The 14,782-nt window shown below is 69.1% G+C and carries 14 protein-coding genes; 7 read left to right on the top strand and 7 right to left on the bottom strand.

The annotated features are described in order from the left end of the window. Positions 1-180: 180 nt before the first annotated feature. The 6 genes from ACFFR3_RS03090 to ACFFR3_RS03065 all read left to right on the top strand — a co-directional run bounded on the left by ACFFR3_RS03090 (position 181) and on the right by ACFFR3_RS03065 (position 6,872). Positions 181-1,134, top strand: coding sequence for a LacI family DNA-binding transcriptional regulator (locus ACFFR3_RS03090; RefSeq protein WP_345397178.1), 954 nt, complete (start codon positions 181-183; stop codon positions 1,132-1,134). 194 nt (positions 1,135-1,328) lie between these two features. After that, positions 1,329-2,291: a carbohydrate ABC transporter permease gene (locus tag ACFFR3_RS03085; protein ID WP_364365753.1), complete on the top strand. Its 963-nt coding sequence runs from the start codon at positions 1,329-1,331 to the stop codon at positions 2,289-2,291. Beyond that, entirely contained in the window at positions 2,275-3,141 is an 867-nt protein-coding gene (locus ACFFR3_RS03080) for a carbohydrate ABC transporter permease (protein ID WP_345397181.1), read from the top strand. Before ACFFR3_RS03085 ends, ACFFR3_RS03080 begins: the two co-directional genes overlap by 17 nt. Before the next feature lie 43 nt (positions 3,142-3,184). Next, positions 3,185-4,468 (top strand): ABC transporter substrate-binding protein, encoded by a 1,284-nt coding sequence (locus ACFFR3_RS03075; RefSeq protein ID WP_364365757.1) that lies wholly within the window; start codon positions 3,185-3,187, stop codon positions 4,466-4,468. 8 nt (positions 4,469-4,476) lie between these two features. After that, complete coding sequence (locus ACFFR3_RS03070) at positions 4,477-5,757, top strand: Gfo/Idh/MocA family protein (protein ID WP_364365760.1); 1,281 nt, start codon at positions 4,477-4,479, stop codon at positions 5,755-5,757. A gap of 50 nt (positions 5,758-5,807) precedes the next feature. After that, positions 5,808-6,872, top strand: coding sequence for a dienelactone hydrolase family protein (locus ACFFR3_RS03065; RefSeq protein ID WP_379482549.1), 1,065 nt, complete (start codon positions 5,808-5,810; stop codon positions 6,870-6,872). Here ACFFR3_RS03065 and ACFFR3_RS03060 read toward each other — a convergent pair. Genes ACFFR3_RS03060 through ACFFR3_RS03035 form a run of 6 tightly spaced genes read right to left on the bottom strand, consistent with a single transcriptional unit; the run spans position 6,844 to position 12,812 of the window. Continuing rightward, entirely contained in the window at positions 6,844-8,628 is a 1,785-nt protein-coding gene (locus ACFFR3_RS03060) for an ABC transporter substrate-binding protein (RefSeq protein ID WP_364365766.1), read from the bottom strand. The two genes, ACFFR3_RS03065 and ACFFR3_RS03060, sit on opposite strands and share 29 nt — an antisense overlap. Positions 8,629-8,646: 18 nt before the next feature. After that, positions 8,647-8,922 (bottom strand): DUF2160 domain-containing protein, encoded by a 276-nt coding sequence (locus tag ACFFR3_RS03055; protein ID WP_345397202.1) that lies wholly within the window; start codon positions 8,920-8,922, stop codon positions 8,647-8,649. Continuing rightward, entirely contained in the window at positions 8,923-9,744 is an 822-nt protein-coding gene (locus tag ACFFR3_RS03050) for a carbohydrate ABC transporter permease (RefSeq protein ID WP_345397205.1), read from the bottom strand. Positions 9,745-9,749: 5 nt separating this feature from the next. Beyond that, a complete protein-coding gene (locus ACFFR3_RS03045) occupies positions 9,750-10,664 on the bottom strand; it encodes a carbohydrate ABC transporter permease (RefSeq protein ID WP_345397208.1) in 915 nt (304 codons plus the stop codon). Beyond that, positions 10,661-11,755: an ABC transporter ATP-binding protein gene (locus ACFFR3_RS03040; protein ID WP_379482548.1), complete on the bottom strand. Its 1,095-nt coding sequence runs from the start codon at positions 11,753-11,755 to the stop codon at positions 10,661-10,663. The genes ACFFR3_RS03045 and ACFFR3_RS03040 overlap by 4 nt, the downstream gene beginning before the upstream one ends. Beyond that, a complete protein-coding gene (locus tag ACFFR3_RS03035; protein ID WP_364365775.1) occupies positions 11,748-12,812 on the bottom strand; it encodes an ABC transporter ATP-binding protein in 1,065 nt (354 codons plus the stop codon). The genes ACFFR3_RS03040 and ACFFR3_RS03035 overlap by 8 nt, the downstream gene beginning before the upstream one ends. Before the next feature lie 338 nt (positions 12,813-13,150). On the opposite strand from ACFFR3_RS03035, the gene ACFFR3_RS03030 reads away from it, so the two are divergent. After that, positions 13,151-14,290: an FAD-dependent oxidoreductase gene (locus ACFFR3_RS03030; RefSeq protein ID WP_345397217.1), complete on the top strand. Its 1,140-nt coding sequence runs from the start codon at positions 13,151-13,153 to the stop codon at positions 14,288-14,290. A 25-nt stretch (positions 14,291-14,315) separates the two neighbouring features. Here ACFFR3_RS03030 and ACFFR3_RS03025 read toward each other — a convergent pair whose 3' ends face one another. Continuing rightward, a complete protein-coding gene (locus ACFFR3_RS03025) occupies positions 14,316-14,744 on the bottom strand; it encodes a MarR family winged helix-turn-helix transcriptional regulator (RefSeq protein ID WP_379482547.1) in 429 nt (142 codons plus the stop codon). Between the last annotated feature and the right edge of the window lie 38 nt (positions 14,745-14,782).

The raw sequence follows: 14,782 nt of genomic DNA, 5'->3' as shown, positions 1-14,782 counted from the left end.
CTTCAAGACTGCAAACAGTTGCACTAAACCTTTGTGTCAGGAAGGGTGAGGCGTCAAGAGGGGATTTCGTCACCGGGCGTCTAGCTGCGGATTCCTTCGGGCGTTCCCGTACTAGCCGCGTGGCAAGCGCTTTCACCGGTCTAGCGGGCCCTGCAAGCGGTTGCGTTAGGGTGGGCGACTGTGACAGTGACGATTCGCGATGTGGCCCGGGCGTCCGGCGTCCACGTGTCGACGGTCTCCCGGACGTTCTCCGCGCCGCACATGGTCAACGCGGCCACCCGCACCAGGGTGCTGACGGTGGCCGAGGAGCTGGGCTACCGGCCCAACCGGGCGGCCAGGGCGCTGACGACCGGGCGTACGCACAACCTCGGGCTGATCGTGGCCGACATCGCCAACCCGTTCTTCCCTCCGCTGATCAAGGCCGCGCACGCGGCGGCCAGGCAGCGCGACTACCACCTGTTCGTGGCCGACACCGACGAGGAGCCGGCCGTGGAGGAGGAGCTGGTTCAGGCGTTCTCCAAGCAGGTGGACGGCGTGGTGCTGTGCAGCCCGCGCTCGTCGAACAAGGCGCTCGAACGCTTGGCCGAGCGGGTGCCGTTCGTGGTGATCAACCGGCGGCTGCGCGGCGCGGCCACCGTGCTCATGGACGTCGGCCACGGCGCCAGGCTGGCGGTCGAGCATCTCGCCGGGCTCGGGCACCGCAGGATCGCGCTGGTGTCGGGCCCCGCGGGTTCGTGGACGAGCGCGGAGATCCGTACGGCGGCCGAGCAGGTGCCGGACGTCGAGCTGATCGTCGTCGGGCCCAACGCGCCCACCGAGCGCGGCGGGTTCGCGGCGGCGGCGCGGGTGCGCGACTCGGGCGTGACCGGCGTGCTGGCCTACAACGACCTGGTGGCCATCGGGCTCATCGAGGGCCTCGGCGACCTCGGGCTGTCCGTGCCGCAGGACGTCAGCGTGGTGGGGATTGACGATATCGTGCCGGGGCGGCTCAACCGGCCGAAGCTCACCACGGTGGCCATGCCGACGGCCGCGGCCGGGCGGCTCGCGGTCGATCTGCTCATCCAGGAGGTGAGCGCCACGACCTCGCTGGAGACCCGGCTCGTGATCAGGGACTCCACCGCGGCTCCCCGGTGACATGGGGTCTGCAAACGGTTGTACTAAACCGTAACGAAATTCGTCAGACTTCTGCGATGGACAAGCGTGCTACCTGCAGAAACGCCGAAAAGATATATCGGTAACGGCTATGTAACGCCTGCAAAGGGTTGACGTAACTTTCCTGCCAGCTATAGGAAAGCGCTATCCGTTCACTACTCGCCGGAAGGTCCGTGATGACTGAAGTTTCGGTGGCGGTGAAACCCCGGCGGGCGGCGCCTGATGCCCCTCGCGGTGGACACCGCTCCACGAAACGGTCCCGTCGGGAGGCACGGGCCGCCTACCTCTTCCTGGCCCCCTGGTTCGCCGGCCTGCTCGTCATCACGGTCGGCCCGATCCTCGCCTCCCTGTATCTGTCGTTCACCGACTACAACCTCCTCGAAGAGGCCAAGTGGGTCGGGTTCGACAACTACGCCAAGATGTTCACGCAGGACCCGAGGTTCCTGAACTCACTGAAGGTGACCACCATCTACGTGGTCGTCTCGGTCCCGCTGCAACTGGCCTTCGCCCTCGCGCTGGCCCTCGTGCTCGACCGCGGCCTGCGCGGCCTGTCGATCTACCGCTCGATCTTCTACCTGCCCTCGCTGCTCGGCGGCAGCGTCGCGATCGCGATCCTGTGGCGCAAGGTGTTCGGCGCCGACGGCCTGGTGAACGCGGTGCTCGCGATCTTCGGCATCGAGGGCCCCGGCTGGGTGGGAGACCCGGACACGGCGCTGTCGACGCTGATCCTCCTGCACGTGTGGACCTTCGGCGCCCCGATGATCATCTTCCTGGCCGGTCTGCGGCAGATCCCGAGCAGCTACTACGAGGCCGCCGCCGTGGACGGCGCCGGGCCGCTGCGCCAGTTCAGGTCGATCACGGTGCCGCTGCTGACGCCCATCATCTTCTTCAACCTGGTGCTGGAGCTCATCAAGTCGTTCCAGTCGTTCACGCAGGCGTTCATCGTCAGCGGCGGCAGGGGCGGCCCCGCCGACTCCACCCTGTTCTACACGCTCTACCTCTACCTCAACGGCTTCAAGAACTACGACATGGGCTACGCCGCCGCGATGGCCTGGGTCCTGCTGCTGATCATCGCCGGGCTGACCGGGGTGAACTTCCTCGCTTCCAAGTATTGGGTCTTCTATGGCGACACCAAGTAGGCCGACCCCGGTCCTGTTCCGCCCCTTCCGCGGCGGGCCGGTCGTCAAGCACATCCTGCTGATCGGCTTCGGCCTGATCATGCTCTATCCGCTGTTCTGGATGATCTCCAGCTCGCTCAAGCCGGAGGAGCTGATCTTCCGGGAGCCCGGCCTGTGGCCGAGCACGGTCACGCTGGAGAACTACACCGAGGGCTGGTACGCGCTCAAGCACCCCTTCGGCTATTACCTGTGGAACTCCGCGGTGGTCACCGTGCTGTCGGTGGTGGCGAACCTCGTGGCCTGCTCGCTGGCCGCCTACGCCTTCGCCCGGCTGAACTTCCCGCTGAAGAAGCTCTGGTTCGCGCTCATGCTGGGCACGATCATGCTGCCGGCGCACGTGACGATCGTGCCGCAGTACATCATGTTCTCGAAGCTCGACATGATCAACACGATCTGGCCGCTGATCATGCCGAAGGTGCTGGCCACCGACGCGTTCTTCATCTTCCTGATGGTGCAGTTCATCCGCACGCTGCCGAGGGAGCTGGACGAGGCGGCGGAGATCGACGGAGCCGGCTATTGGCGCATCTTCATCAGGGTCGTCATGCCGCTCTGCATGCCCGCGCTGGCCACGACGGCGATCTTCACCTTCATCTGGACATGGAACGATTTCCTCAGTCAACTCTTGTATCTCAACAACCCCGACAACTTCACCGTACCGGTAGCGTTGCGCACGTTCCTGGACGCCAGTAGCGACTCGTCGTGGGGCCCGATGTTCGCCATGTCGATCATCGCCCTCGGTCCTATCTTCGGGTTCTTCCTGGCAGGCCAGAAATACCTGATCCGTGGTGTCGCCACCACGGGACTGAAGTAGTTCCTCCACCCCCCGACAGCGAACACCCATAGGAGGTAGAGCCGTGAGCTCTGGCAAGAAGATGTGGTCGGCGGCGCTGCTCGCCACAGCTGTGCTGGCGGTCACCGCGGCCTGCGGCAGCGGAAGCGGCGACGAGGCCGCCGATGGCAAGGTCAAGCTGCGCTTCTCCTACTGGGGCAGTGACGCGCGGCAGAAGATGACAGAAGAGGCGATCAAGAAGTTCGAGGCCAAGAACCCGAACATTGACGTCGAGGGCGAGTTCTCCGACTGGGCCTCCTACTACGAGACGCTGTCCACCAAGGTCGCCGGCAGCGACGCCCCCGACGTCATCAGCCTGGAGATCCGCGGCCTGCGCGAGTACGCCGACCGCGGCACGCTCGCCGACCTCGCCAGCAAGGTCAACACCGCCGACATCGACGGCAAGGTGCTGGCCACCGGCGCGATCGACGGCAAGCAGTTCGCCATCCCCACCGGGGTGAACGCCTTCTCCCTCCTGGTCAACCCCGGCCTGGTCAAGGAGGCCAAGGCCGAGATGCCCGACGACACCAACTGGACCTGGCAGGACTACGTCGACCTGTCCGCCAAGATCACCTCGGGCAGCGGCGGCAAGATCACCGGTACGCAGCTGAGTTGGAACCCCGCGTACCTGCAGATCTACGCCGCGCAGAAGGGTGAGCCCTTCTACCAGGGCAACAAGCTCGGTCTGTCGCCCCAGACCATCAAGGACTGGTGGAAGATCATGCAGGACCTGATCTCCACTAAGGGCGCGCCCGAGGCGGCCAAGAGCTCCGAGATCGGCGCCACCAGCATCGACCAGTCGCTGCTCGGCACCAACACCGGCGCGATGGGCATGTGGTGGAGCAACCAGCTCGGCGCGGCGGCGAAGGCGTCCGGCCAGGAGCTGGAGCTGCTGCGGATGCCGAAGATGGAGGGCGCGACGACCGGCGGCATGTTCCTGCAGCCCGCCATGTTCTACGCCGCCTCCTCCAAGTCCGAGCACGCCGCCGAGGCCGCCAAGTTCATCGACTTCATGGTCAACGACCCCGAGGCCGGCGCGATCATCCTCAGCGACCGCGGCCTGCCGGCCAGCTCGAAGGTGCTGGCGGCGGTCAAGGACAAGCTGCCCGACGCCGACAAGAAGACGCTGGCCTTCCTCGACGAGGCCAAGGGCGAGCTGACCGACCCGCCCGCCGCTCCGCCGAAGGGCGCGAGCGCCATGGAGGACATCCTGACGCGCTACTCGGAGGAGGTCATGTTCGGCCGCATGACCCCCGATGACGCCGCGCAGAAGTTCATCACGGAGGCCAACGCCTCCATCGCCGGCTAAGGAGAGTCATGAAGTACGCGTTCGTCGGGCTCGGGCACCGCGCGCAGATGTACGTCGACGCGCTGCTCGGGGAGTGGCGCGACGCCGGCACCATCGTCGCCCTGTGCGACACCAACCGGACCCGCATGGACTACTACGTCGAGCGGATCGGTCAGCAGGTGCCGTGCTTCGCCCCCGATGAGTTCGGCAAGGTGCTAGAGCTCGCCGACGCGGTCATCGTCACCACCGTCGACGCCGCGCACGCGACGTACGTGTGCGCGGCGCTCGACGCGGGACGTGACGTCATCGTGGAGAAGCCGCTCACCATCGACGCCGACGGCTGCGCGGCCATCGCCGCGGCCGCCGAGCGCAGCAGCGGCAAGCTGATCGTGACCTTCAACTACCGCTACTCGCCGCGCAACTCCGCGGTGCGCCGCCTGCTGCAGCGGGGCGCGATCGGCGAGGTCACGTCGGTGCACTTCGAGTGGACGCTGGACACCATCCACGGCGCCGACTACTTCCGCCGCTGGCACCGCGACAGGGTCAACTCGGGCGGCCTGCTGGTGCACAAGTCCACCCACCACTTCGACCTGGTCAACTGGTGGCTGGGCGCGGCGCCCGAGATGGTCTTCGCGCAGACCGGGCTGCGTTTCTACGGCGCCGAGAACGCCGGGAAGCGCGGGCTCGGCGAGCGGCCCGAGCGCGCCCACGGGGCGCCGGGGCTGGGCAGCGACCCGTTCCTGCTCGACATCTCCGCCGACGAGCGGCTCAAGCGGCTCTACCTCGACGCCGAGCACGAGGACGGCTACCTGCGCGACCAGGACGTCTTCGGCGAGGGCATCACGATCGACGACAACATGTCGGTCATGGTCCGCTACACCAACCGGGCCGTCATGACGTACTCGCTGCACGCCCACGCGCCGTGGGAGGGCTACCGGGTGGCCTTCAACGGCACGGCGGGCCGGCTGGAGCTGGACGTGGTGGAGCGGGAGTGGACGCCCGTGCACGCTGCCATCGACCCGAGCGCCGCCTCCAAGGAGCACGCCACCGGCTCGTCCGAGCGGCTGCTGCTGCGCCCGCACTGGGGGCCGCCGGAGGAGATCCCGATCGAGAACGGCGCGGGCGGCCACGGCGGCGGCGACCGCCTGCTGCTGAACGACGTCTTCCGCGGCCCGGGCGACGACCCGCTGGCCCGGCAGGCCGGCTACCGCGACGGCATCCGCAGCGTGCTGACCGGCCACGCCGCCAACGTCTCCGCCAGGACCGGCGCCCCGGTCCTGCTCGGGGACGAGGGCACCCGTGTTCTCTGAGCCGGCCCGCAGGGATCTCGCTGGGCCGGCCCGCATCGGCGAGGCACCTCGTGTTCTCTGAGCTGGCCCCCATCGCCGCCGCGCAGCGCGGGCTCTACCCGGCGCTGCCGGGGCCCGAGCTGCGCGCGGCGGCCCGCGACGCCATCGGCGTGCTCGACCTCACGGCGGACGACGTCCGCGTCGAGCGCACCTGGAACTCGGGCGACCTGTACGGCGAGGAGCTGTCCTGGTCGTTGGGCTTCGGCCCGCGCACGCGGGCGTACCTGCTGCGCCCTGCGAAGGCCGAAGGCCCGCTGCCGGGGGTGGTGGCGCTGCACTGCCACGCCGGCATGAAGTGGGCGGGCAAGGACAAGATCGCCGACGGCCCCGAGGAGCCGGCCCCCGAGGTCCGCCGCCTGCGCGACGAGCTCTACGGCGGCCGGGCCTTCGCCGACGAGCTGGCCAGGCGCGGCTTCGCGGTGCTGGCCCACGACGTGTTCGTGTGGGGCAGCCGCCGCTTCCCCCTGGAGCTGCCCGAGGCGGCCGGGCTGAGCGAGGCCGACCGCTACGACCTGGCCGCCCGCGACCACGAGCACGTCGTGGCCAAGCACTGCGCCGCGCTCGGCACCTCGTTCACCGGCGTCGTCGCGGGCGAGGACCTCGCGGCGGCCGCCTACCTGCGCTCGCGCCCCGACGTGACCGAGGTCGGCTGCGCCGGCCTGTCGGGCGGCGGGCTGCGGGCCGCGCTGCTCGGCGCGTTCGACCCGGAGATGCGCGCGGTCGTGGTCGCCGCGATGGCCTCCTCCTTCCGCGACATGCTCGGCGGGCACGTCGAGAAGCACACCTGGATGTTGTGGCCGCCCGGACTGCCGCGCCTCGGCGACTACCCCGACCTGGTGGCCGCCCGCGCGCCCGCGCCGCTCATGGTCCAGTACGCCATGCGCGACCGCCTCTTCCCCGAGCAGGGCATCAGGAGGGCGCACGCCGTCATCGCCGAGCGCTACCGCGACGCGCCCGGCGCGTACGAGGCCGTCTTCGCCGACGTGCCGCACAGCTTCGACGTGCCCATGCAGGAGCGGGCCTTCGACTGGCTGGCCGCCAACCTCGCTAGTTCCCCTGCTTCCACGTCGCGATGAGCTTGTCGTAGTCCACGGTCTCCGGCTTGCCCCGCTCGTCGGCCAGCTTCGGCGCGGGCGCGCCGGGCTGGTCGAACCAGTACTGGGCCGGCTGCTCCGGGTTCAGCTTGGGCGCGCACTGGCCGCCGTATCCCTCCCGCTCGCGCGAGAGCCGCTCCAGCCGGGCCATGATGTCGTCCTGCTGCTTGGCCAGGTTGTCCATCGACTGCTGCGGTGTGGTCTCGCCGGTCACCGCCGTCGCCACGTTCTGCCACCACAGCTGCGCCAGCTTCGGGTAGTCGGGCACGTTCGTGCCGGTCGGCGTCCACTGCACGCGGGCCGGTGAGCCGTAGAACTCGATCAGGCCGCCGTACTTGTCGGCGTTGTCGGCGAAGTAGTCGCTCTTGATGTCCGACTCGCGGATGAAGGTCAGCCCGACGATCGACTTCTTCAGCGACACCGTCTTCGAGGTGACGAACTGCGCGTACAGCCAGGCCGCGGCGCGGCGGTCCTGCGGGGTGCTCTTGAGCAGCGTCCAGGAGCCGGCGTCCTGGTAGCCCAGCTTGTGGCCGTCCTTCCAGTACGCCCCGTGCGGGCTCGGCGCGATGCGCCACTTCGGCGTGCCGTCCTCGTTGACCACCGGCAGGCCCGGCTTGGTCATGTCGGCGGTGAACGAGGTGTACCAGAAGATCTGCTGGGCGACGTTGCCCTGGGCCGGCACCGGGCCCGCCTCGCTGAAGTTCATGCCGGCCGCCTCGCGCGGCGCGTACTTCTTCAGCCAGTCCACGTATTTGGTGAGCGCGTAGACGGCGGCCGGGCCGTTGGTGTCGCCGCCCCGGGTGACCGAGGAACCGACCGGGCGGCAGTTCTCCACCCGGATGCCCCAGTCGTCCACCGGCAGGCCGTTGGGGATGCCGGGGTCGCCGTTGCCCGCCATCGACAGCCACGCGTCGGTGAAGCGCCAGCCCAGCGACGGGTCCTTGCGGCCGTAGTCCATGTGGCCGTAGACCTTCTGGCCGTCGATCGTGCCGTTGCCGTTGACCTTGGTGGTGAAGAACTCGGCGATGTCCTCGTAGGCCGCCCAGTTGACCGGGACGCCCAGGTCGTAGCCGTAGGCGTCCTTGAACTGCTTCTTGATCGCCGGGTCGGTGAACCAGTCGTAGCGGAACCAGTAGAGGTTGGCGAACTGCTGGTCGGGCAGCTGGTAGATCTTCTTGTCCGGGCCGGTCGTGAAGCTGATGCCGATGAAGTCGTCGAGGTCGAGCGTGGGGGAGGTGACGGTCCTGCCCTCGCCGGCCATGTAGTCCGACAGCGGCACCACGTAGTCGCCGCGCGAGTGGGTGCCGATCAGGTCGGAGTCGTTGACGTAGGCGTCGTAGATGTTCTGCTCACCCTGGATCTGGGTCTGCAGCTTCTCGACGACGTCGCCTTCCTGGATCAGGTCGTGCTTGATGCGGATGCCGGTGATCTCGGTGAACGCCTTCGCGAGCCGGCGCGACTCGTACTCGTGGGTGGTGATCGTCTCGGAGACCACGTTGATCTGCATCCCCCGGTACGGCGCCGCGGCCTTGATGAACCAGTCCATCTCCGCGAGCTGCTGCTCCTTGCTCAGCGTGCTGGGGGTGAACTCCTGCGACACCCACCGCTCGGCCGCCGCCTCACCGCCGGCCTCCGTGTAGTCGGAGGCCGGCCGCTCGGCGCCCTGCGTGCAGCCGGCCGCCATCACCACCATCGCGGTGAGACCTGCGATCGCCGACCTGCCTGCCCGATGCCTCATCGTTCGGCTCCTTCTCTGTCATCCCCATATGCCGATCACGACCGCCACCAGCACCGCGCAGCCGAGCGCGAGCCACATGGACAGGTCGGTGATCGCGATCCAGCCGGCCAGCACGACGGCGGCGCTGATCAGGCCGATGTAGAGCCGGTCACCGCGATCGGTCTCGATGCGCAGGAACCCCCGCCTCGCGACGGGCGGCGAGATGCGCGCCCACACCGCCATGACGACCAGCAGCAGGGCCAGCCCGGCGAACACCAGGGCGGTCGGGACGGTCCAGACCATCCACTCGAGCATCTAGACCCTCCCCAGCGCGAAGCCCTTGGCGATGTAGTTGCGCACGAACCAGATGACGACCGCGCCCGGCACGATGGTGAGCACCCCGGCCGCGGCCAGCAGCGCCCAGTCCACGCCGGCCGCGCTCACCGTGCGGGTCATCGTCGCCGCGATGGGCTTGGCGTCGACCGAGGTGATCGTCCGCGCGATCAGCAGCTCGACCCAGCTGAACATGAAGCAGAAGAACAGCGTGACGCCGATCGCCGAGCGGATCATCGGCAGGAAGATCCTGATGAAGAAACGCGGCAGCGAATAACCGTCGACGGCCGCGGTCTCGTCTATTTCCCGTGGAATTCCGGACATGAATCCCTCCAGGATCCACACCGCCAGCGGGACGTTGAACAGCATGTGCGCGATGGCCACGCCGAGATGCGTGTCGAACAGGCCGACGCTCTGGTAGATCTGGAAGAACGGCAGCAGGAAAACCGCCGGCGGCGCCATGCGATTGGTCAGCAGCCAGAAGAACAGATGCTTGTCGCCGGCGAAGCGGAACCGCGAGAACGCGTACGCCGCGGGCAGCGCCACCAGCAGCGACAGCACCGCGTTCAGCGAGGTGTAGATGATCGAGTTGAGGTAGCTCGAATACCACGCCGGGTCGCCGAAGAAGGCGGCGTAATTGTCGAACGTCACCCGCTGCGGAATGAGCGAGAAACTGCCGAGGATGTCCTCGTTGGGCCTGATCGACATGCCGAACATCCACAGCAGCGGCAGCATGAGCGTGGCCACGTACAACCAGAAGACCGTGCGCGCCCAGGGGAGCCGCCGGCCGGTGGTCCGCGCCATTCGCCTCACCTCCCCGACCTGGTGAGCACGGTGAAGAAGACGTAACAGAAGACCTGCACGATGAGGAAATAGAGCAGCGAGAACGCGCCCGCGGGGCCCAGGTCGAACTGGCCGACCGCGATCTTCGACAGCAGGATGCTGAGGAACGACGTCGCGTTGCCCGGGCCGCCGCCGGTCACCACGAACGGCTCGGTGTAGATCATGAAGCTGTCCATGAACCTGAGCAGGATCGCGATCGTCAGCACCCCGCGCAGCCGGGGAAGCTGGATGTGCCGGAACGTGGCCCACGCCGAGGCCGCGTCGATCTGCGCGGCCTGGAAGTACGGCTCGGGGATCGAGCGCAGCCCCGCGTACGCCAGCAGCGCCACCAGCGGCGTCCAGTGCCACACGTCCATGACCAGCACCGTGATCCAGGCGTCGGTCGAGTCGAGCGTGTAGTTGAAGTTGACGCCGAGCACGTTGTTGACCGCCCAGCCGCCCAGCCCGATGTCGCCGCGGGCGAAGATCTGCCAGATCGTGCCCACCACGTTCCACGGGATGAGCAGCGGCAGCGCGACCAGCACCAGCGCCACCGACACGCCGACGCCCCTGCGCGGCATCACCACGGCCAGCGCCACGCCGAGCGGGATCTCCAGCAGCAGCACCTGCGCGGAGAACAGCAGCGTGCGCAGCAGCGCCCCGCGCACCTCCGGGTCACGCGCGATCGACCGGAACCACTCCAGGCCGACGAACACCCGGTCGTGCGGGCCGAAGACGTCCTGCACGGAGAAGTTGACCACGGTCATCAGCGGGATCACCGCCGTGAACGCCACCGACACCACCACCGGCAGCACCAGCCACCAGGCCCGGTTGTCGCGGCGCTTGGGGGTGACGCGCGGCTCGTCCGCCACCTCCGTCGCGACCGCCGCCTGTTCGCTCACGCCAGGCCCCTCTCATGCAGGGGTGCGAGCGAGCCGCACCTGACCTGGTCCCTGAACAGGAATGTGCGTTCGGCGGGAAAATGCAGGTGGACGCCGTCGTCCGGCCGGTAGGGCGCGCCCGCCTCGGTCTTGACGATTACGCGGTGCTCACCGGCCACCGTGTGGACGAGGTCGTACGCGCCCATCCTGTCCACTTCGGTCACCCTGGCCGGCACGCCCGGCGACGTCTCAGGCCCGCCGATCTCCACGAACTCCGGCCGCACCCCGATCCGCACCGGCCCGGGCGGCAGGCCGTCGTCCGCCGCGCCCACGTCGCCGCCGTTCACGCGGACCACGCCGCCGGCGATCTCGGCCGGCACGACGTTCATGCCGGGCGAGCCGATGAAGTGCCCGACGAACTCGTGCGCCGGCGACAGGAACAGCTCCGCCGGCTCCCCGGCCTGCACGATCTCGCCGTCGTTGACCACCACCACCTCGTCGGCGAACGTCAGCGCCTCGGTCTGGTCGTGGGTGACGTAGATGAGCGTGTGGCCGGTGTCGCGGTGGATCTCCTTCAGCTTGCTGCGCAGCGTCCACTTCAGCGCCGGGTCCACCACCGTCAGCGGCTCGTCCAGCAGCACCGCGGCCACCTGGGCGCGGACGAGGCCCCTGCCCAGGCTGACGATCTGCTGCCGGCCCGGGTCGAGCCGGCGCGACCTGCGGCCCAGCACCTGGTCGAGGCCGAGCAGCTGCGAGACCTGCCGGACCCGCCGGTCCACCTCCTGCTTCGGCACCTTGCGGTTGCGCAGCGGGAAGGCCAGGTTGTCGTAGACCGACATCTCCTCGTACAGGACGGGGAACTGGAAGACCTGCGCGATGTCGCGGCCAGCCGTCGGCACGCCCGTGACGTCGCGCTCGTCGAAGTAGACGCGGCCCACCGTGGGGGTGATGAGGCCGGAGATGATGTTCAGCAGCGTCGTCTTGCCGCAGCCGCTCGGGCCGAGCAGCGCGTACGCCCGCGCGTCGCGCCACGTCCAGGTCATCGGCTTCAGCGCCCAGGTCTTCCCGCCGTCATAGCTGTGGCCCACGCCGTCGAGCCGGATGTCAGCCATGCCGGCCCACCTCCGCCGTGCTCGTGCCGGCCAGCCGGCCGTCCTTGTCGAAGACGAGGACGTGGGCCGGATCGATGTAGGCGCGCGTGGTCTCGCCGGGCGTGAACCGCTGGGTGCCCGGCAGGTGGGCGACCAGGTGGCGGCCGCCCTGGAGAAGCAGGTGCAGGAACGTCGCGCTGCCCGTCACCTCGGCGAGCCTGATCTCGGCGGGCAGTTCCAGCGCGCCGGGCCGGCCCCGGCCGATCGTCACCTGGTGGGGGCGTACGCCGAGCACGACCTCCTGCTCGCCGCCGGTGCCGAGCACCTCGACGCGGCCGTCCCTGACGACGCCTGGCAGCACGTTGAGCGGCGGGTCGCTGAGCGTGGCGGCCACGGCCAGCGTGGGCGGGCGGGCGTACATGTCGGCGACGTCGCCGACGTGCCGCACCCTGCCCTCGCCGAGCACCACGGTCGGCGCGGCGAACGTCAGCGCCTCGGCCGGGTCGGCGGTGGCGTAGAGCACGACGCCGGGCGAGCCGGCGAACATGCTCTTCAGGTCGGCGCGCAACTGCTCGCGCAGCTTGAAGTCCAGATTGGCCAGCGGCTCGTCGAGCAGCAGCAGGTCGACGGGGCGGGCCAGGGCGCGGGCGATGGCGGTGCGCTGCTGCTGGCCGCCCGACAGCTCGGCGGGCCTGCGCCGTAGCAGGTTCTCGATGCCCATCAGCTCGGCCACCTCGCGCACCCGGCGGTCCACGCCGTCGCGCCGGAAACGGGGGTCGAGGCGGAGCGGTGAGGCGATGTTCTCGTAGACGGTGAGCGACGGATAATTGATGAATTGCTGGTAGACGAAGGCCACCGAACGTTTGCGCACCGACATTCGTGTGAGGTCTTTACCGTTGACCAGCACGCGGCCCGCGTCGGGGGTCAGCAAACCGGCTGCGACCCGCATCAACGTCGTCTTTCCCGCCGTCATCGGGCCGATCAGGGTGGTCATTCCAGGGGATAATTCGAGGTTGACGTCGGCCAGCCAGACCTCGCCGTGCGAACGCACGGAGACGCCGTCGAGAATCACCGTCACGGTGCCCGGTCCTCTCTGCTTCCCTCCCTTCTAACATGATCTGAATGGGCCTGCAAAGGTTGTTGTCGTGGTTTGTGAGGCTGCTGTTACTCGGGTTTTCTGTTCATTGTCAAGCTCCCGGAAATGGTGAACGGGAAGTTCTATCGCGGTGGCGACTTCTGCGCTGGTCATTGTCGGCGGCGGAGGAAATCTCGGGACATGTGGTCATAGGGGCGCGGAGGATCGGCCTTCGCCGTTGCCAACATGTGTTGGCCTACAGGTGTTGACCACCCCGGAGTGGCGGCGTAGTGTCAACAGGTGTTGGCCAACAAGTGTTGGCAACGTTCCGAGGAGGAGACATGAATGCCACGGACGTGATCGTCGTCGGCGCCGGCCCCGTCGGGCTCACCGCCGCTCTGGTCCTCACCCAGCGCGGGCACCGCGTCGTCATCGTGGACGGGCAGGCCGAGGGTGCGAACACCTCGCGCGCCGCCGTCGTGCACTCGCGCACGCTGGAGCTGCTGGAGCCGTACGGGGTGACCGGCGACCTGGTCACGCGGGGGGTGCCCACGCCGCGCTTCACCGTCCGCGACCGGGACCGGGTGCTGGTGCCGGTGCCGTTCGAGGGGCTGCCGACGCGGTATCCGTACACGCTGATGATCTCCCAGGCCGACACCGAGGCGTACCTGCTGGCCCGGTTCGAGGAGCTGGGCGGGCGGGTGCTGCGGCCGGCCCGCGTCACCGCCGTCGCCCAGGACGACTCCGGCGTCACCGCCACCCTCGATGACGGGCGCACGCTGCGCGCTTCCTACCTGGTCGGGGCCGACGGGATGCACAGCACCGCCCGCGAGCAGGCCGGGATCGGCTTCGCCGGCGGCACGTACGCCGAGTCGTTCGTCCTCGCCGACGTGCGGCTGCACGGCGGGGTGCCCAAGGGCGAGGTCATCCTGTACTTCTCGCCCGACGGCCTGGTGGTCGTCGCGCCGCTGCCCGACGGCATGTACCGGATCGTCGCCACCGTGGACGAGGCGCCGCGCGAGCCCGACGTCGCGTTCGTGCAGCGGCTGCTCGACACGCGCGGGCCGGAGTCCGAGCCCGCCGTCGTCGAGGAGATCGTCTGGGGCTCCCGCTTCCGCGTCCACCACCGCATCGCCGGCACCTACCGCGACCGCCGCGTCCTGCTCGCCGGCGACGCGGCCCACGTGCACTCACCGGCCGGCGGGCAGGGCATGAACCTGGGCATCGAGGACGCCGTCCAGGTGGGCGAGGCGCTCTCAGAGGTTCTGGACGGCGCCCCGGACGAACTGCTCGACGCCTACGCGGCGGCCAGGCGCCCGGTCGCGGAGAAGGTGGTCGCCCTGGCCTCCCGCCTTACCCGGCTGGCCACCGCCCGCGCCGCCGCCCGCCCCCTGCGCAACGCCGTCCTCGCCCTGGCCGGCCACCTTCCGGCGGTCCGCCGCCGCCTCGCCTGGCAACTGTCCGGCCTCGACCGCCGCTGACCCCCGCCGCTGACCCCCGCCGCTGTCACTGGGTGAGGACCTTGGTGACCAGGGCGTGCAGCTGCCGGCGTTCCGCGTCCGTCAGGGGGGCGAGGGTCTCGCGTTCCACTTCCGTCACCAGAGCGCGTGCCCGGGTGAGGGCGTCGCGGCCGGCGGGGGTGAGGGTGAGGCGGTAGCGGCGGCGGTCGGCGGGGTCGCGGTCACGTACGGCCAGCCCCGCCGCGATCAGCCCGTCCATCAGCCGCACCATGTCGCTCGGGTCGAGCCCCAGCCGGTCACCCACCTCGCGCTGCGCCGAGGCGCCGAAGTCGGCGAGCACCGCGAGGACCGCGAACTCCCACAAGCTCACCCCCGCCTCGTCCGACAGCCGCCCGGCCAGCGCCCGCCGGCTGCTCGTCCCGACCTTGTGCAGCACGAACGTCGTGGCCGCCATGAGGGTGGGAGGAAAGTCCATGGGGCCAAGTGTAGGGTTCTACCAATCATTGGTTCTCA

Origin of the sequence: Nonomuraea salmonea, assembly GCF_042428605.1 — a bacterium.
GTDB classification, from domain to species: Bacteria; Actinomycetota; Actinomycetes; order Streptosporangiales; family Streptosporangiaceae; genus Nonomuraea; species Nonomuraea salmonea.
This window is presented reverse-complemented; position numbering and strand designations above follow the sequence as displayed.